Annotated in this window: 19 protein-coding genes; 14 read left to right on the forward strand and 5 right to left on the reverse strand. The window is 67.0% G+C overall.

The window, feature by feature from the left end:
• Positions 1-98 precede the first annotated feature (98 nt).
• The 6 genes from KAK88_RS01190 (at position 99) to KAK88_RS01215 (ending at position 4,405) form a co-directional block, all read left to right on the forward strand.
• Positions 99-887 (forward strand): nucleotidyltransferase family protein, encoded by a 789-nt coding sequence (locus tag KAK88_RS01190; protein ID WP_242077542.1) that lies wholly within the window; start codon positions 99-101, stop codon positions 885-887.
• A gap of 13 nt (positions 888-900) precedes the next feature.
• A complete protein-coding gene (locus KAK88_RS01195; RefSeq protein ID WP_242077543.1) occupies positions 901-1,674 on the forward strand; it encodes a metallophosphoesterase family protein in 774 nt (257 codons plus the stop codon).
• A gap of 79 nt (positions 1,675-1,753) precedes the next feature.
• Positions 1,754-2,203: a hypothetical protein gene (locus KAK88_RS01200; protein WP_242077544.1), complete on the forward strand. Its 450-nt coding sequence runs from the start codon at positions 1,754-1,756 to the stop codon at positions 2,201-2,203.
• A gap of 80 nt (positions 2,204-2,283) precedes the next feature.
• Positions 2,284-2,904: a hypothetical protein gene (locus KAK88_RS01205; protein ID WP_242077545.1), complete on the forward strand. Its 621-nt coding sequence runs from the start codon at positions 2,284-2,286 to the stop codon at positions 2,902-2,904.
• A 196-nt stretch (positions 2,905-3,100) separates the two neighbouring features.
• Complete coding sequence (locus tag KAK88_RS01210; protein WP_045810913.1) at positions 3,101-3,733, forward strand: LysE family translocator; 633 nt, start codon at positions 3,101-3,103, stop codon at positions 3,731-3,733.
• Between the two features lie 99 nt (positions 3,734-3,832).
• Positions 3,833-4,405 carry a CC0125/CC1285 family lipoprotein gene (locus tag KAK88_RS01215; RefSeq protein ID WP_242077546.1) on the forward strand — a complete coding sequence of 191 codons (573 nt, stop codon included), beginning with the start codon at positions 3,833-3,835 and terminating at the stop codon, positions 4,403-4,405.
• 1 nt (position 4,406) lies between these two features.
• Here KAK88_RS01215 and KAK88_RS01220 read toward each other — a convergent pair whose 3' ends face one another.
• The 3 genes from KAK88_RS01220 to KAK88_RS01230 all read right to left on the reverse strand — a co-directional run bounded on the left by KAK88_RS01220 (position 4,407) and on the right by KAK88_RS01230 (position 6,675).
• Positions 4,407-5,249: a helix-turn-helix domain-containing protein gene (locus tag KAK88_RS01220; protein WP_242077547.1), complete on the reverse strand. Its 843-nt coding sequence runs from the start codon at positions 5,247-5,249 to the stop codon at positions 4,407-4,409.
• Between the two features lie 24 nt (positions 5,250-5,273).
• The gene (locus KAK88_RS01225; protein ID WP_242077548.1) at positions 5,274-5,840 is read right to left on the reverse strand and encodes a cupin domain-containing protein; all 567 of its coding nucleotides are present in this window, start codon (positions 5,838-5,840) and stop codon (positions 5,274-5,276) included.
• A gap of 67 nt (positions 5,841-5,907) precedes the next feature.
• Positions 5,908-6,675, reverse strand: a complete 768-nt coding sequence (locus tag KAK88_RS01230) for a DUF6065 family protein (RefSeq protein WP_242077549.1) — start codon at positions 6,673-6,675, stop codon at positions 5,908-5,910.
• Positions 6,676-6,712: 37 nt separating this feature from the next.
• Here KAK88_RS01230 and KAK88_RS01235 point away from each other — a divergent pair, with 37 nt between their 5' ends.
• Complete coding sequence (locus KAK88_RS01235) at positions 6,713-7,225, forward strand: prolyl-tRNA synthetase associated domain-containing protein (RefSeq protein ID WP_242077550.1); 513 nt, start codon at positions 6,713-6,715, stop codon at positions 7,223-7,225.
• Between the two features lie 91 nt (positions 7,226-7,316).
• Here KAK88_RS01235 and KAK88_RS01240 read toward each other — a convergent pair whose 3' ends face one another.
• Positions 7,317-8,039, reverse strand: coding sequence for a hypothetical protein (locus KAK88_RS01240; RefSeq protein ID WP_242077551.1), 723 nt, complete (start codon positions 8,037-8,039; stop codon positions 7,317-7,319).
• Between the two features lie 42 nt (positions 8,040-8,081).
• On the opposite strand from KAK88_RS01240, the gene trxA reads away from it, so the two are divergent.
• The 7 genes from trxA (at position 8,082) to KAK88_RS01275 (ending at position 16,061) form a co-directional block, all read left to right on the forward strand.
• A complete protein-coding gene (trxA, locus tag KAK88_RS01245) occupies positions 8,082-8,987 on the forward strand; it encodes a thioredoxin (protein WP_242077552.1) in 906 nt (301 codons plus the stop codon).
• Positions 8,988-9,041: 54 nt separating this feature from the next.
• Positions 9,042-9,698, forward strand: a complete 657-nt coding sequence (locus KAK88_RS01250) for an LON peptidase substrate-binding domain-containing protein (protein WP_026108391.1) — start codon at positions 9,042-9,044, stop codon at positions 9,696-9,698.
• 25 nt (positions 9,699-9,723) lie between these two features.
• Entirely contained in the window at positions 9,724-9,918 is a 195-nt protein-coding gene (locus tag KAK88_RS01255) for a Trm112 family protein (RefSeq protein ID WP_242077553.1), read from the forward strand.
• 89 nt (positions 9,919-10,007) lie between these two features.
• A complete protein-coding gene (gene gshB, locus KAK88_RS01260) occupies positions 10,008-10,964 on the forward strand; it encodes a glutathione synthase (protein ID WP_242077554.1) in 957 nt (318 codons plus the stop codon).
• A gap of 60 nt (positions 10,965-11,024) precedes the next feature.
• Entirely contained in the window at positions 11,025-12,641 is a 1,617-nt protein-coding gene (locus KAK88_RS01265) for a YifB family Mg chelatase-like AAA ATPase (protein WP_242077555.1), read from the forward strand.
• A 71-nt stretch (positions 12,642-12,712) separates the two neighbouring features.
• On the forward strand, positions 12,713-14,251 hold the full coding sequence (locus KAK88_RS01270) for a response regulator (protein ID WP_242077556.1): 1,539 nt from the start codon (positions 12,713-12,715) through the stop codon (positions 14,249-14,251).
• A 43-nt stretch (positions 14,252-14,294) separates the two neighbouring features.
• A complete protein-coding gene (locus KAK88_RS01275; protein ID WP_242077557.1) occupies positions 14,295-16,061 on the forward strand; it encodes an AmpG family muropeptide MFS transporter in 1,767 nt (588 codons plus the stop codon).
• A gap of 4 nt (positions 16,062-16,065) precedes the next feature.
• Here KAK88_RS01275 and KAK88_RS01280 read toward each other — a convergent pair whose 3' ends face one another.
• Positions 16,066-16,497 (reverse strand): YidB family protein, encoded by a 432-nt coding sequence (locus KAK88_RS01280; RefSeq protein ID WP_242077558.1) that lies wholly within the window; start codon positions 16,495-16,497, stop codon positions 16,066-16,068.
• Between the last annotated feature and the right edge of the window lie 3 nt (positions 16,498-16,500).

A 16,500-nucleotide genomic window follows, 5' to 3' on the forward strand; every position in this document is an offset into this window, starting at 1 on the left:
GGGGTTAAGGATCCCGTAGCGGCCGACCTAGGTAGGATTGCGGAACCGCCGTTCAGCGTCGCCGTTTAGTCGCCCTTGCCAGCAAAGGGCCCCAGCCGATGTCAGACGTGATCGCCGAACCGACCTTCGAGCCGCCGGCGGACGCCCTGGCCTTCTATGAAGAGAGCCTGCGCCTGCTCAGGGAGAGCGGCATTCCCTTCCTGCTGTCGGGCACCTATGCGGTCACGGCCTACACCGGCATCCGTCGCCCGACCAAGGATCTGGACGTCTTCTGCAAGCCCGGCGACTACCCCCGCATCCTGGCCTTCTTCCAGAAGCACGGCTACCGCACCGACGTCGAGGACGAGCGCTGGATCGCCAAGGTCTGGAAGGACGAGAAACACTTCTTCGACGTCATCTTCGCCATGTCCAACGGCACCATCGCCGTGTCCGACAGCTGGTTCAGCGAGGACCGGATCACCGTCTACGGCCATCAGGTGCAGATCACTCCGCCCACGGCTTTGATCCTGTCCAAGGTCTTCATTCAGGACCGCTATCGCTATGACGGCGCGGATGTGAACCACGTCATCCTGAAACAGTCCGACGCCATCGACTGGAAGAGCCTGCTGGACCAGATGGACCTCTATTGGGAAGTGCTGGCGGCGCACCTGCTGAACTTCCGCTTCGCCTATCCGACCGAGCGCGACCGGATTCCGCGCTGGCTGATGGAAGAGCTGGTCCAGCGACTGACGGCCCAGATCGATCTGCCGGCGCCGCGCGTGAAGGTCTGTCGCGGCCGCCTGTTCAGCCCGCGCGACTATGTCGCCGACGTCGCCGAATGGGGCTTCGGCGATGTGGTGGGCAAGGGGCTGGAGGAACGCCACGACCCCGTCCACCTGGGCCACTGAAAGGTAAGCCGCCATGACTGACGCCGTCCCCGATCCCCAGACGACCCAACCCGGCCTGGAGCCCGGCCCCGCCAAGACCCTGCGCGTCGCCGCCGTCGGCGACCTCCACGTGGGCGAAACAACGGAGCACAATTATCGCGACCTGTTCGAACGGGTGTCGGACGACGCCGACGTGCTGTGCCTGTGCGGGGACCTGACCAACTACGGCAAGACGCCCGAGGTCGAGCGGCTGCTTGAGGATCTCAAGCTGTGCAAGATCCCGATGGTCGGCGTGTTGGGCAATCACGAGCACGAGTGCGGCCAGCCCGAGGTCGTCACGAAGATGCTGACCGACGCCGGGGTCAAGATGCTGACCGGCGAGGCCTATGAGATCGACGGCGTCGGCTTTGCGGGCGGCAAGGGGTTCGTCGGCGGCTTCGGCCGCTACATGCTCTCGTCCTTCGGCGAGGCTTCGATCAAACGCTTCGTGCAGGAGGCGGTCGAGGACGCCAATCTGATCGAGAACTCGATCCGCATGCTGCGCACCGAACGCTCGGTCGTGCTGCTGCACTATGCGCCCGTGGTCGAGACGGTGATGGGCGAGCCGCCCGAAATCCACGCCTTCCTGGGATCGTCGCGCCTGGCCGAGACCATCGATCGCTACGACAATGTTCGCCTAGTCGTGCACGGCCACGCCCACCGCGGCGGACCGGAGGGACGCACCACCAAGGGCACGCCCGTCTATAATGTCGCCCTGCCGGTGCTGAAGACGCTGGGCGACCAACCCTATCGGGTCTTTGAAATCTGACCGGACTGTAGGAGGGTGCGGCCGGGGCTGGGATGCAGCCTCGTTCGGGGCCGCACGGCGGCCCGTCGTGGAGTTTCCGATGCGCCTTCTGTCTTCCGCCGCGGCCGTCGCCGTTCTGGCCCTGACCACGCCTGCCTTCGCCGCCGGTCAGGCCGCCGCCCCTGCGCCAGCGCCCCAGGCCGCTCCGGCGCCCGCCCAAGAAGCGGACAGCCCCGAGGAAGCCGCCTTCGAGGCCAAGGCGGAAGCCTTCCAGGAGCGCATGGAAGCCATGGCGACCGAAATGCAGGCCGCTGCCGCTCAAGCCGACAAGGCCAAGGCCAAGTCCGATTTGGACGCCGTGCAGGCCAAGTATCAGAGTGAAGTCGACGCCTTCGCCGAGGAGGTCAACACCTTCGCCACCGCCCAAGGCGCGCCGGCCGAACAGATGGCGATGGTGATGCAGCAGATCAAAGGCATCCCGCTGAAGGCCCGCACCGAGATCGAGGCGGCCGCCTCCGCGCCGGCTGCTGCGCCGGCGACGCCGCAGTAAGCCGAGCCTTACCGCGATTTCACTTGAGACGGGGCGGCTGAGGGCGGAGTTTGCGCGGGTCATTCAACGGGAGCCGTCCCATGATCCGCCTGCTCAGCCTGACCGCCGCCCTGGCGCTCGCGCCCCTCTCCTCGGCCCTGGCCCAGACCCCCGCGCCTGCGCCCGCTCCGGCTCCGGCTTCCGCCGAAACCGCCGAGGCCCGGATGGAAGCCGCCGCCGAAGCTTTCGAAGCGCGCATGGAGGCCTTTGGCGAACGGGCCGAGGCGATTTCCGAAGACGAGAGCCTGAGCGAGGCTGAACGCGGTCGTCGCATCGCCGCCCTCTGGTCGGACTATGCGCCCGACGTCGCCGCCTTCACCGCCGAGACGACCAAACACGCCAATGAAATGGCCGCCCAGGCGCTGAAGAACATCGACGTCGACGCCATCGTCGCCGACGCCCTGAACGATCCCGAGGTCAAACAGGCGATGGAAGAGGGGATGCAGAAGGGCGTCGTCACCGCCGAAGGCATCGCCCGCAACAGCGCCTGGACCAATCCGACGCCCGAGCAGATGGAGACCTACAGCCTGGTCGCCCAATACGCGCTGGACCAGGCCGCCGACGCCGTCGTCGAGGACGAAGCGGCCGCCGAGGTTCCCGAAGCGCCCGAGGCGCCGGAAGCCCCCGAACCGCCGGCGCCCCCGGCCCGTCCGGCCGCCTGACATCCTTGTCTCCTCCCCATGAAATGGGGAGGGGGACCGCGCAGCGGTGGAGGGGTTCTTTGATCCCTACGGACGCCGATGAACGAGTGAAGACCCCCTCCGTCACGGCGCGAGATGCGCCGCGCCACGTCCCCACAACGCGGGGAGGAGACAGAGCGCCTTGACCGCGACCGACTAAGCAGCGACATCGCGCCGCATGCCCGCCCTGCCCGTCGATCCGCACCTCTATTCGACCTTCCTCGGCGTCATGGCGGTGATGGCGATCACGCCCGGCCCGGCCAATCTGTTCGCCGTCGCGACCGGCGTTGAAAAGGGCCGCGCCTCGGCCCTGATCGGCGTCTTGGGCATGAACGCCGCGACCCTGGTGTGGTTCGGCGCGGCGGCCTTGGGGCTGGGCGCCCTGGTCAAGGCCTTCCCCGCCGCCTTCAAGGTCATCGCCGTGCTGGGCGCCCTCTACGTCGCCTGGCTGGGGATCAAGGCGCTGCGCGGCGCCTTCGCCACCGCCGCCGATCCCGACGAGGTCGTGGTCAAGAAGGGCCGCAGCGCCCTGATCGACGGGTTCGCCGTCCAGATCGCCAACCCCAAGGCCATCCTGTTCTTCACCGCCGTCCTGCCGCCCTTCATTGACGTGAACCGGCCGGTCGCGCCGCAGATGGCGATGTTCGCCATGGCGGCCATCGGCATGGATATGGTGTCGATGAGCACCTATGCCCTTTCCGGCGCCGCCCTGTCGCGCCGCATGCAGCAACCCCGCTTTCGCAAAGGCTTCGGCGTCTTCGTCGGCCTGCTGCTGATGGTCGCCGCTGTCCTGATCGTCCTTAGACTTTAGACGCCGCGACGCTTCGTCATACAGTGGTCGGGAACGCCTTCGTTCATGCTCCGTTCAGCCGTCAGAGCGCCCGAATGGGCGATCAAGGAGTTTGATGTCATGAAAACCCTCCCCCTGAAGACCCTGGCGGTGACCGTCGCCGCCGGTCTGGCCCTGGCGGCCTGCGCCACCGCCACCCCGTATCAGCCCGCCGGCTTCAACGGCCAGCGTGGCGGCTATGCCGAGCAGCGCCTGGAGAACAACCGTTTCCGGGTCAGCTTCTCGGGCAACTCGCTGACCTCGCGCGAACAGGTCGAACAGTCGCTGCTGCTGCGTTCGGCCGAACTGACGGTCGAGAGCGGCTATGACTGGTTCGCCACCGTCAACCGCGCCACCGACCGCGACACCCGCTTCGTCGGCACGCCCGACCCGTTCTATTCGGGCTACAACCGCTTCTACAGCCCCTACTGGGGTCCGTCGTGGCGCTACTACCGCAGCGGCTTCTGGAGCCCGTGGGACCGCTACGGCCCGTGGGGCGTCAACGACTTTGACGTCCGTCAGGTCGACCGCTTCGAGGCCAATGCCGAAATCGTCCTGGGTCGCGGCCCCAAACCCGCCAACGACCCCAACGCCTTCGACGCCCGCGAAGTGATCCAGAACCTGGGCCCGCAGGTCACCCGCCCGGCGGCTTGATCTAGGTCTCCCGATAGCCGAAACGGCGCTCGGGAGACTGCGCCTCCAGAAGCTGGAATGCGCTGGGACTGATCCCGGTGAACAGGCGAAAATCACGTCTCAGGTGGTGATCGTCGTAGTAGCCGGCATCCAATGCCGCTTCGAGCCAGTCCTGATCCGGGCGTGCATTGCGTTGCCGGATCAGGGCGTCGAATCGCGCCACTCTCGCGGATAGCTTGGGCGACACGCCCATTCTTCGCGCAAAGTCCCGGCGAACCTGACGCGGCGCCAGCCCTTGCCGCGTCGCCAGACGATCCAGGCTCGCCCCCGGATGGCGCAGCAACACATTCGCGATCTGATCGACGGCCAACGGATCGCCTGATCGCGCGTCCCATAACCTTTCCAAATAGGACTCTGCCGCAGCGATCATGACGGCGGGATCTTCGGTGTCCTCGATCTCGCGGATCAGACTGGTGAAGCTTCGCGGAAACACCGCTTCCGCATCGATGTCGTGGTCCGTGATTTCGTCAAGTGACAGCCCGATTAGCCGATACAGCGCGCCCGGCTCGAACTCGATCTGATAGACGCTGAAGTCCCCGCCCCCCTGTCGCCAGGTCAGCGTGGTCGGCTGGCCGATCACCACCGCGCGCGCCTTGACCCTCGGCTTCGCCTCCCTCGCGGACCACAGAATTTCAGGATCGCGCATATAGAAGGCCAACGCCGCCGCAGGTCTGGGCCAATAGGGTTTGATGGGGGCCAGCGTCTCGTCCCCGCTCGTACCGAAACGCAGGCGGATGATCTGGTGGCGCCGGACGAGGCCTGACAAGGCGCGTCCCGGCGGTGCAAAGTGGAAATGAGCCGTCATGCCGCCTCCCTCCAGAAGCGGCGATCATTCCACCGGAAGGGGTGGCCCGACAATCCGCATTCCGTGTTGCGAGAACAGGTCCTGAGCGGCCTGCGGCGTCGGCGGTCCGGCCCCCATCGCGGCCTGATCCCTGAAGAAGGCCTCCATGTCGCCCGCCCGCGTGAACATGAACACCAGACGACCGGCCGCACTGAGCTGAGAAAAGGCATGCGGAACGCCGCGCGGCAAAAAGATCGTGTCGCCGGCCGTCAGGCGGTGCAGGGCGTCTCCAAGCTGGAAGAGATAGTCGCCCTCGCGGACGTAGAAGATTTCGTCCTGATCGTCATGGACATGCAGCGGCGGTCCGCCGCGAACCGCGCCCTCGTACTCGAACATGGAAAGCCGGCCTTCGGTGTCATCCGCGGACACCTTGACCGTATTGCGGCTGGCGCCGAACAGCATCGTCGGCGCCTGGGTCCGGTCTTCATCGGCGCCCGTGACGAAACCGCGATGACTTTGCGCGCGAGCATTCTGTGCGCGTACGGGCGTCGCGGCCAGCGCGAGACCGAGGTTGAAAATCAGCATAGAAGCGATGCGACGCGTGGCGATCATGGCCCTGCCTCCAAACGATGAAGGCAAAGCCTAGCGCCGCCGGATCAGGCGCGATGGTAAGAAACGGTCATCCCACGCGTGGCGACTTCAGCCGGCGCTTGTTGGAGTGGGTCGCCGGCGCCGTGCCCAGATCCTCCGGCACCTCGCCCTTGAAGTAGTAGCGCTGCCACGCCTCCTTGGCCGCGTCGGGATCGCCGCCGGCCAGACGCTGGTTGAAGTCGGTGCGGGCGCGGTTCCAGGCCTCGAACTGGCCCTTCATCACCGGGTTGGATTCCAGGGTGCGGATGATCGGCTGGAACTGCTCGACCTTCTTGTGCTCGATCAGATTGATGAAGCAGAAGGGTTCGCCCTTCTCGAAGGTGATCCGCCCCGGCCGGGTGAAGATCCAGTTCATCGTGAAGGGGAAGGGCAGCCAGTCCGTCTCGATCAGGCCGACCAGCGGCTGGATGCCGTCCTTCACATGGTTGGGCGACCCCGAACACATCATCCCCCAGCCAGGCGGCGTGCGAAACAGATATTGCGGATGCAGGGTCAGCACCCCGCGCGAGAAGTGCGAGGTGACGAAATGGGCCAGATCGTGCTGGGGCCGATCCGGCGTGATGACGATGTCTTCCTGACGCGGGCCGCCGTTCCACTCGGCCGAGAAGCCGAACGGGCACAGGATTTCCCACCCCGTCGTGTTGGCCATGTTCAGCGGCAGGCAGCGATAGGGGTGGCGGCTGATGAAGGCGTCCATCCAGTTGCGCGACTGGCGGCCGGGCACCAGGTCCGGCGGCCGGGCCGTCATCGGATAGCATTCCAGTTCCAGAGGGCGCGTGTTGACGGTATCGACCATGACCCTGTCCTAACGCCCGAAACCCGACGGCTCAACCATGACTGACGCACCCGCTTTCGACCGCGAAACCCTGACCGTGTGGCTGAAGGCGAACAACGTGGATCACGTGACCCACGACCACCCGGCCGTCTTTCGCGTCGAGGAAGGGCTGGACCTGAAGGCCGACCTGCCCGGCGCCCACACCAAGAACCTGTTCCTGAAGGATCACAAAGGCCGGCTGTGGCTGATCTCGGCGCGCCAGGACACGGTGATCGACTTGAAACGCGCCGCCCCCGTCATGGGCTCGGGGCGGCTGTCGTTCGGCAATGAGACCCTGATGTGGGAGACGCTGGGCGTCCGCCCCGGCTCGGTCACGGCGCTGGGCCTGATCAACGACATCGACCGCCGCGTGACCTTCGTCCTGGACCAGCGCCTGTGGGACGCCGACATCGTCAACTTCCACCCCCTGACCAATACGGCGACCACAGCCCTGGATCAGACGGCGTTCCGGCGGGTGCTGGCGCTGCTGGAGAGGGAGCCGATCTTGGTGGATTTCGAGGCTTTGGGCTGATCGAGAGACAGGGGCCTATCTGCATTTGGGCGTCCTGATTTCAGTCTTGCTTCGTAAAGCTCATGACTTGGGGTTAGACCTTTTTCGGACCTCAATCGACAGGCGTCGTGTCCATATAATCGAAGCGAGCGGTTCTCCCCGATGTTGTGGAAAGCACTGCCGTAAATGTCATCGGGTCTACTGAGATACGGACCCCGTCGTGCGTCATCTGTCGCAACGCATCCAAACGCGCCGGATCACGCGGATCGCATTGCGCTTGCGGCACCTTGCCAAAAGGATCTTGCGCGTCGCTGATCAAAACGCTGCGGCTCTGATCGAGGCGGCCCCAGTCTTCACAACCGATAGACAGTCTATAGGTCGAGGCTTTCAGGGTATCCGGGTTCAGCTCCGGGAGCCTTAATTCTACACGAGAACCGATTGTTGGTTCACCATCTACCTCGACCGCATACCAGTAACCGATCAAAGAAGAAGGACCACGGTCGTCGGATTGGCACCCCGCGAGCCAGACCATGCCGAGCAGAACTAAACCTAGCCTGCTCGCCGCAATCCGGCTGACTTTGGCCACGGCGTCCTCAAGGTTCTGCATGCGGAAACGATAGCATGCCGATATCCACTTCCTATCCTCAACAGAGACGACCAACGTCCGCTTGACGATCCGCGCCGTCGCCCCATCTCGTAAATCACGGTCAGCGGGCAGACGCGCGGCGGGGGAAGTCAGACGAATTAGATGAATTAGACGGTGTTTTTCACGACCGCCGTCTGAAATCCCGGCGCGACCTTTTCCCGGCTTGATGCCGACGCATCCCGACGCCATCTGAACCGTTGAACCTGACCGATCTCTGCGCGGACCTCGCCCATGACCCTGCTCGACCCGACCCTGACCCCCGACGCCGCCGGCGACCTGATCAAGGAAGGCACGGACGCCTCCTTCATGACCGACGTGATCGAGGCGTCGAAACATCAGCCGGTCATCGTCGACTTCTGGGCGACCTGGTGCGGGCCATGCCGGACGCTGGGGCCTGCGCTCGAGAAGGCCGTCCGCGCCGCCAAGGGGGCGGTGAAGATGGTCAAGATCGATGTGGACGCCAACCCGGCCTATGCGGGCCAGCTGCGGGTGCAGTCGATCCCCACGGTCTACGCCTTCGTCAACGGCCAGCCGGTCGACGGCTTCCAGGGCGCCATTCCCGACAGCCAGATCAAGGCCTTCATCGACAAGCTGACCGGCGGTCAGAGCGGCTCCACCGAGACGGCGCAACTGCTGGAGCTGGGCGAGGAATCGCTGGGTCTGAACGACTTCGGCGGCGCGGCCCAGGCCTTCGCCCACGTCCTGTCGATCGAGCCCGAGAACGAGAAGGCCATCGCCGGCATGGCGCGGGTCTATCTGGCTGGCGGCGACGCCGAACAGGCGGCCCAGACCATCGCCATGGCGCCGCAGGATTCCAAGGAGCCGACGGTCCAGAGCGTGCGCGCCCAGCTGGCTCTGGCGTCCAAGGCCCCTTCCGGCGCCTCGGCCGAACTCGAGGCCAAGGTCGCCGCCGATCCGAACGATCATCAGGCGCGTTTCGACCTGGCCGAAGCCCAGAGCGCGGCCGGCGACTTCAAGGGCGCGGTCGACAATCTGCTAGCCATCATCCAGGCCGACCGCGAGTGGAACGATCAGGCGGCCCGCAAACAGCTGCTGGTCATCTTCGAGGCGGCGGGCCTGACCTCGGACGTGTCCAAAGATGGTCGTCGCCGCCTGTCGTCCATTCTGTTTTCGTAAGCGCGGAGCCACCGGCCTCAAGTCGCCCGAAGGGCGATAGGCCAAGGAGAAAAGATGCCCCAGGGTTACGTTCGCGCCCTCGACCTGCCCCAGGTGATCCCGGTGTTCCCGCTGGGCGGGACCATCCTGCTGCCGCGCGGACAGCTGCCGCTCAACATCTTCGAGCCGCGCTATCTGAACATGGTGGACGACGCCATGGCCGGCGACCGGATCATCGGTCTGGTCCAGCCCAAGGGCGGCACGCCGGCCCTGCCCGGCCTGTCGCCGGTCGGCTGCGCGGGTCGGATCACCAGTTTCGCCGAGACTTCCGACGGGCGCTATCTGATCACCCTGACCGGCGTGTCGCGTTTCCGCATCGCTGCCGAAATGCCGTCCAAGACCCCCTATCGCCAGGTCCGCGCGGCGTTCGAGGCCTATGAGGACGATCTGGTCTCCCCGCCCGAGGAGCCGGACTTCGACCGCGACGCCTTCCTGGACGCCCTGCGCGCCTATATGGCCCATCGGCTTCTGGATATCGATTGGGAGACGGCCGAGACTGCGCCGATGGAGGCCCTGGTCAACAGCCTGTCGATGGCCCTGCCGTTCGAACCGGCCGAGAAACAGGCGCTGCTGGAGGCCATGGGCCTGATGCCCCGCGCCGAGGCCCTGACCGCCCTGATGCGCATCGACGCCGCCGACGGCGGTGACGACGCTGCGCCGTCCATGCAATAAGCGGCCACGCTTTCAGGAACCCGCCATGAGTGATGCTTTCAACACCCCGGTCTCCGTCGATCCCCGCCTGCTGGAGGTGCTGGTCTGCCCGGTCACGCGCGGCAAGCTGACCTACGACCGCGACGCCAACGAGTTGATCTCGACGGGCGCCAAACTGGCCTATCCGATCCGCGAAGGCGTTCCGATCATGTTGGCCGAAGAAGCGCGACAGCTCGACTGACCGCCGCAAGAACATCGAACATCCATTGGCCCGGAGCGCGGCGCGCCCAACGGGCCTCTAGTAGCGCGACGCGCGATAGGCCCAAGAAAATGACCCTCAGAGTCGCCATCCAGATGGACCCGATCGAGGCCGTCGACATCGCCGGGGACACCACCTTCCTGATGGCCGAGACGGCCCAGGCGCGCGGTCACAAACAGTGGGTCTATGACTTCCGCACCCTGGCGCTGGAAGAGGGTCGCCTCTACTGCCGCGCCCGCACGATCACTGTGCGGCGCGAGGTCGGCAACCACGTCGACTTCGGCGACTGGGAAAAGCTGGATCTGGCCGAGGACGTGGACGTGATCCTGATGCGCCAGGACCCGCCGTTCGACATGGCCTATGTGACCGCCACCTATCTGCTGGAGACGGTGCATCCCCGGACCCTGGTGGTCAACGACCCGGCCCAGGTGCGTTCGGCCCCCGAAAAGCTGATGGTCACCGCCTTCCCCGGCCTGCAACCGCCGACCCTGATCTCGGCCGACCCCGTCGCCCTGGACGCCTTCCACAAGAAGCATGGCGAGGTGGTCCTGAAGCCCCTGCACGGCAATGGCGGCTCGGGCGTGATCAAGCTGCGCGCCGACGATCCCAACCTGGACGCCCTGATCGAGATCCATGCCGCCGGCAGCCGCGATCCGCTGGTGATCCAGAAGTTCATTCCCGCCGTGTCCAAGGGCGACAAGCGCATCCTGCTGATCGACGGCGAGCCGGTCGGCGCCATCAACCGCGTCCCGGCGGCGGGCGCGGTGCGCTCGAACCTGCACGTCGGCGGCACGGCCATGCCGGTCGAGCTGACCCCGCGCGACCTGGAAATCTGCGCCGCCATCGGCCCGACGCTGAAGGAACGCGGCCTGATCTTCGTCGGCATCGACGTGATCGGCGACTTTCTGACCGAGATCAACGTCACCTCCCCCACGGGCGCCCAGCAGTTGAAGGCCTTCACCGGCATCGACGCCACGGCCCTGATGTGGGAGGCCATCGAGGCCAAACGCGCCGCACAGGTTGCATGATCGCCACTTGAATTAGATTTCAGTTCATGGTTCGTTCTCTCGCTCAGGTGGGAGAACGACATGGTCGCGCGGGTTGTCACGGTCGCCTTTGACGGGGTGGAAGCCCGGCGCGTGGACGTCGAGGTCCAGTTGATCGGCAATGACGGGCCGACCATCTTCAACATCGTGGGCCTGCCGGACAAGGCGGTGGCCGAAAGCAAGGAGCGGGTGCGCGGGGCCTTCGCCGGAATCGGTCTGGCACTGCCCGCCAAGCGGATCATCGCCAACCTGGCGCCGGCCGACCTGCCCAAGGAGGGCAGCCATTTCGACCTGCCCATCGCCCTTGCCCTGATGGCGGCCATGGGCGTGATCCCGCCCGATGCGCTCGACGGCTGGGCCGCCATCGGCGAGCTTGGGCTGGACGGCCAGATCGCGCGGGTCGGCGGCGCCCTGCCCGCCGCCGTCGCGGCCGACGCGATGGGCCTCGGTCTGATCTGCCCCGAGGCGACGGGACCGGAGGCCGCCTGGGCCGGCGGCGCGCGTATCCTGGCCCCACGCTCGCTGATCAGCCTGGTCAACCATTTCAAGGGAACCCAAGTTCTACGCACGCCCGAGCCCGGACCGCTTGCGGATGGCAAGGCCGTGCCCGACCTGCGCGAGGTCAAGGGTCAGGAAAGCGCCAAGCGCGCGCTGGAGATCGCGGCGGCCGGCGGCCACAACCTGCTGTTCATCGGCCCGCCGGGGTCGGGCAAGTCGATGATGGCGCAGCGGCTGCCCGGCCTCTTGCCGCCCCTGACCTCGCAGGAGTTACTGGAAACCTCGATGGTCTGGTCGGTCGCCGGCCTGATCGAACGCGGCGCCCTGACCCGCGATCGCCCGTTCCGCAGCCCGCACCATTCCGCCTCGATGGCGGCCCTGACCGGCGGGGGTCTTCGCGCCAAGCCGGGCGAGGCGTCACTGGCCCACAATGGCGTGCTGTTTCTGGACGAACTGCCGGAATACGGCGCCCAGGCTCTGGACTCGCTGCGGGCGCCGCTGGAGACCGGCGAGATCGTGGTCGCCCGCGCCAACGCCCACATCCGCTATCCCGCGCAGTTCCAGCTTGTTGCGGCGATGAACCCGTGCCGCTGCGGCATGGGCGGCGCCGGACGCGGGGCGTGCGGCAAGGCGCCGCGTTGTCAGCGCGACTATCAGAACCGCGTCTCGGGTCCGATGTTCGACCGCATCGACCTGACGGTCGAGACGCCGCCGGTCACCGCCGCCGACATGGCCCTGCCCCCGCCCGTCGAAGGCACGGCCGAGGCGCGGGCGCGCGTCGCGACCGCCCGCGCCATGCAGGAGGACCGGGTGCGCGAGGCGGGGCTGGACGCCGCCCAAGGCCTGAACGCCCGCGCGTCCGGCGCCACGCTGGACCGGTTCGCCACGCCGGACGAGGCGGGCCGAATGCTGCTGATGCGGGCGGGCGAGGCCGGCGGCCTGACCGCGCGCGGCTGGACCCGCACCCTGCGCCTGGCGCGCACCATCGCCGATCTGGATGGCAGCACCGGCGTTTTGCGTCGCCACATCGCCGAGGCCCTGATCTATCGCCGCACCACCATCGGGGCCGAGGCGGACTTCGACCGCCGCGTGGCGCAGCGCCATGAAGGCTTCGGCCTGCGCGAGGGCGACGACGTGCAGACGCCCTTCCTGCACGCGTGAGGCCGCCCGCGTCATGGTGGAGACATCCTTAACCGTCGGCCTTTAGGCTCTGTCCTGTTGGGGAGACGGCCATGACGCGACGGACGGCGACAAAGCGGATCGAGGAGCGGACGAGCGCACCCGCCGACCCCGCCCAGCAGTTCCTGCGGCTTATGAGCCACGAGATGCGCACGCCGCTGAACGGCGTCATCGGCATGATCAACCTGTTGCAGCGGACCCGACTGGACGGCGCCCAGCGCGCCTATGCCGAGAACGCGCGTCAGTCGGCCGAACATCTGCTGGGTTTGGTCAACGACCTGTTGGACTATGCGCGGCTGGAGGCCGGAGCGCTGGAGTTCGACCTGGCGCCCGTCGATCTGGAAGGTCTGGTGCGCGGCGTCGCCGAATTGCTGAGCCCGCGCGCCCACGACAAGGGGTTGGAGATCGTCTGGTCGGTCGCCGCCGACGCGCCCGACGTGCTGGCGGACGAAGGCCGGCTGCGTCAGGTGCTTTTCAACTTGGCGGGCAACGCCGTGAAGTTCACCGAAACCGGCGGCGTGCGCATTTCGGTCGAGCGCGTCGGCGGCAGCGCGGCGCGCCCGCGTCTGGCCTTCCTGGTCGACGACACCGGCCCCGGCGTCGCGCCCGAGGCGCGTACACGGATCTTCGAGGAATTCGGCCACGCCGACAGTTCCGACGCGGTCCGTCAGGATGGCGCCGGCCTGGGTCTGGCGGTCGTGCGTAAACTGGCCGCCGCCATGGATGGCTCGGTGAAGGTCGAAAGCCGGCCCGACGGGGCCGCAACCGGCGGGGGCGCCCGCTTCCGGTTCGAGGCCGCCTTCGCCGCCGTCGCGGTGGCGCGCGACAAGCCGTTGCGCGGCCAGACGGTCGCGGTGCGCACCATAGACCCCTTCGTCCTGTCAGCGGCTCGCGCTCAGATCGAGGCCTCGGGCGGCGTCGTGGCGGATGCGGCCCCCGTGACCCTGGTCGATCACGCCGACGCCCCGGCGGGCGCGCTGGCGGCCCTGCCTTCGAGCGGTCGCGGCATCGTCCTGCTGAAACCGGCCGAGCGCGATCTGATCGCCCGCTACCGCGCCGTCGGCTTCCACGGCTATCTGATCAAGCCCTTGCGCCGCGCGTCCCTGGCCGAACGCGTCCTGGCCGCCATCGGCACCGAGGCGCCCGACAAGTCCAGCGCCCAATGCGCCGCTCCGGTCGAAGACGACCGCGTCGCTCCCGTGCAGTTCGCCGGCATCCGTGTCCTGCTGGCCGAGGACAATCCCGTCGGCGCGCTTCTGGCCCGCACCCTGCTACGACGCGAGGGCTGCACCGTCGAGACGGCCGCCACCGGCGACGAAGCCGTCGCGGCGCTGAAACGCGCGCGCTACGACGTGGTCTTCATGGACATGCGGATGCCCGGCATGGACGGCCCCGCCGCCGCCCGCACCATCCGCGCGGCGGGCGACACGACGCCGATCCTAGCCCTGACCGCCAACGCCTTCGCCGAGGACCGCCGCGCCTGCCTGGAAGCCGGGATGGACGACCATATCGTCAAGCCTCTGGACGCCGAGGCCCTGCGCGCCGCCCTCGCCCGCTGGACGAAGCGCGACATCCGCGCCAAGGTCGGCTGAGTTACAGGCGCCCGCGTTTCCGGCCGCCGCGCCGGAGCCGTGCATGACCGACCAAGCCCATCCCCCCGCGAACGGCAAGCCCGCCGGCCGTTTCGGCGGCCTCGCCGTCTATGGCGAGCGGCGTGTCTTCATCATGCTGCTGCTGGGCTTTTCGGCGGGCCTGCCGAACCTGCTGATCTTCGACACCTTGACCACCTGGTTGCGAGAGAGCGGCCTGACGCTCGAAGTGATCGGCTTCTTCGCCCTGGCCACGCTCAGCTACTCTTTGAAATTCGTCTGGGCGCCGCTGATCGACCGAACGGCCGTGCCGCTTCTGACGCCTCTGCTTGGCCATCGACGCGCCTGGATGCTGGTCACGCAGGGTGTGATCATCTTCGGTCTATGGTCGATCTCGACCCTGAACCCCTCCAACGCCTTGATCGCCGTGGCCGGCTTCGCCGCCCTCGTCGGCTTCTTCGGCGCGACCCAAGACATCGTCATCGACGCCTGGCGGATCGAGGCGGCCGACGACAGTCGCCATGGCGCCATGGCCGCCGCCTATCAGCTGGGCTACCGCGTCGCCATGATCGTGGCCGGGGCCGTGCCGCTGGTGCTGGCCGATCTCTACAACTGGAACCTCTCTTACGCGGTGATGGCCGCACTCATGGGTATCGGTATCGCCGGGGTGCTGTTTGCGCCGCGAGAGAAGGCGCACTCGATCCGAGCCATCCCGGTTGGAGACGTCCCCTCGCGACCAAAGCTGGAAATCTTCGAGTGGATCGCGCGTCTGGCGGTCATCGGCGTCGCCGCCATGTTCCTGGGTTCGGGCCTGACTGGACAGTCGGCGCCCTTGAACGCCCTGTTCGGGCTCTTCGGCCTCGGCCCGGACGGCAAGGCGGCGGTCGCAGCGGCGCTGGCGGCGAAGCCGGAGGGCGTCTATCTGCAGTTCGCTCTGGTGCTCATGGGCCTGGCCGTCATGGTCATGGCCTGCTGGCCGCTGCCGGGAACAAAGACGCGGCCGGGCGCCTATCTCGCCGGCTCGTTCGGCCAGCCCCTCGCCGATTTCTACAGGCGGTTCTCGGGCGTGGCGACGCTGATCCTTGCGCTGATCTGCGTCTATCGCCTGGCGGATTTCGTGCTGAACATCATGCCGCCCTTCTACATCGACCTCGGCTTTTCCAAGACGGAGCTGGCCGAAGTGCGCAAGGTGTTTGGCGTGGTCATGACCAGTCTGGGCGTGATCATCGGCGGCTGGTCGGTCGCCAAGCTCGGCCTGATCCGCACCATGGTCATCGGCGCCTTCATGAGCCCTGTGTCCAACCTGATCTTTGCCTGGCTGGCGACCCAGGGACACAGCCTGTCGGCCCTGACCGTCGCCATCGGCGTGGACAACGTCTCAAGCGGATACGCCGGGACCGCCCTGATCGCCTATATGTCCAGCCTCACGTCGATCGGATTCACCGCGACCCAGTACGCCCTGTTCACATCATTGTACGCCCTGCCCGGCAAGCTGATCGCGACGCAGTCGGGGCGGATCGTCGAGGCTTCGGCGCGAGCCGCCGAAGGGACCGGACCTTTCGCTGGCCTGCGGGCGCTGTTCGCCAATCTGCAACCCGGCGTGTTGACCACCGGCGCGGCGACAAGCGGCGTGACCCCAGCGGCGCTGGGCGCGGGCTACGTGGCCTTCTTCCTGTACTCAGCAATCATCGGTGTGTTTGGGATCGTTCTGGCCTTTATCGTGGCTTCCAAGCAGACCGCGCTTCAGGCGCGCCAGAAGGTCGCGATGGAAGAAGAGGCTGCGATCGCGACGACCGAAGGTCAGCCGTCCTGACGCCTCAGCGCTTCAGAAAGCCGCCGATCATATCGCCCAGGCCACCCGGCAGTTTGCCAAGCAGGTCGTCGGCGCCGTCGATCTGACCGCCAGGGGTCAGGCGGTCGATGGCTTCGGGCAGAAGACCGGCCAGGGTCTCGCCGGCCTGTTCGGGGGTCACGCCCATCTTGGCGGCGATGTCGGCGATGGGGCCGTGGCCGAGGACGGCCGTGATCTGCTCGGGCGAGATGTTGGCGTTCGGCCCCGTGCCGACCCAGGAGCCGATGACATCGCCCAGGCCCGCCTGACCGAACTTCTCGGTCAGTCCGCCGACGCCGCCCTGACCCTTTAGCAGATCGCTCAGACCGCCTGCGGCGTCGTCGCCGAGACCCTTCACCACATTGTCCAGAAAGCCCATCGCCGTCTCCTGAATGATGGCGCACCGTAACACCGTCATGCG

Origin of the sequence: Brevundimonas diminuta (assembly GCF_022654015.1) — a bacterium.
In the GTDB taxonomy this organism is placed as follows: Bacteria; Pseudomonadota; Alphaproteobacteria; order Caulobacterales; family Caulobacteraceae; genus Brevundimonas; species Brevundimonas diminuta_C.

Coding starts and splice junctions, on each gene's coding strand:
- KAK88_RS01190 (WP_242077542.1), top strand. CDS start 99: ATGTCAGACGTGATCGCCGAACCGACCTTCGAGCCGCCGGCGGACGCC.
- KAK88_RS01195 (WP_242077543.1), top strand. CDS start 901: ATGACTGACGCCGTCCCCGATCCCCAGACGACCCAACCCGGCCTGGAG.
- KAK88_RS01200 (WP_242077544.1), top strand. CDS start 1,754: ATGCGCCTTCTGTCTTCCGCCGCGGCCGTCGCCGTTCTGGCCCTGACC.
- KAK88_RS01205 (WP_242077545.1), top strand. CDS start 2,284: ATGATCCGCCTGCTCAGCCTGACCGCCGCCCTGGCGCTCGCGCCCCTC.
- KAK88_RS01210 (WP_045810913.1), top strand. CDS start 3,101: ATGCCCGCCCTGCCCGTCGATCCGCACCTCTATTCGACCTTCCTCGGC.
- KAK88_RS01215 (WP_242077546.1), top strand. CDS start 3,833: ATGAAAACCCTCCCCCTGAAGACCCTGGCGGTGACCGTCGCCGCCGGT.
- KAK88_RS01220 (WP_242077547.1), bottom strand. CDS start 5,249: ATGACGGCTCATTTCCACTTTGCACCGCCGGGACGCGCCTTGTCAGGC.
- KAK88_RS01225 (WP_242077548.1), bottom strand. CDS start 5,840: ATGATCGCCACGCGTCGCATCGCTTCTATGCTGATTTTCAACCTCGGT.
- KAK88_RS01230 (WP_242077549.1), bottom strand. CDS start 6,675: ATGGTCGATACCGTCAACACGCGCCCTCTGGAACTGGAATGCTATCCG.
- KAK88_RS01235 (WP_242077550.1), top strand. CDS start 6,713: ATGACTGACGCACCCGCTTTCGACCGCGAAACCCTGACCGTGTGGCTG.
- KAK88_RS01240 (WP_242077551.1), bottom strand. CDS start 8,039: ATGGCGTCGGGATGCGTCGGCATCAAGCCGGGAAAAGGTCGCGCCGGG.
- trxA (WP_242077552.1), top strand. CDS start 8,082: ATGACCCTGCTCGACCCGACCCTGACCCCCGACGCCGCCGGCGACCTG.
- KAK88_RS01250 (WP_026108391.1), top strand. CDS start 9,042: ATGCCCCAGGGTTACGTTCGCGCCCTCGACCTGCCCCAGGTGATCCCG.
- KAK88_RS01255 (WP_242077553.1), top strand. CDS start 9,724: ATGAGTGATGCTTTCAACACCCCGGTCTCCGTCGATCCCCGCCTGCTG.
- gshB (WP_242077554.1), top strand. CDS start 10,008: ATGACCCTCAGAGTCGCCATCCAGATGGACCCGATCGAGGCCGTCGAC.
- KAK88_RS01265 (WP_242077555.1), top strand. CDS start 11,025: ATGGTCGCGCGGGTTGTCACGGTCGCCTTTGACGGGGTGGAAGCCCGG.
- KAK88_RS01270 (WP_242077556.1), top strand. CDS start 12,713: ATGACGCGACGGACGGCGACAAAGCGGATCGAGGAGCGGACGAGCGCA.
- KAK88_RS01275 (WP_242077557.1), top strand. CDS start 14,295: ATGACCGACCAAGCCCATCCCCCCGCGAACGGCAAGCCCGCCGGCCGT.
- KAK88_RS01280 (WP_242077558.1), bottom strand. CDS start 16,497: ATGACGGTGTTACGGTGCGCCATCATTCAGGAGACGGCGATGGGCTTT.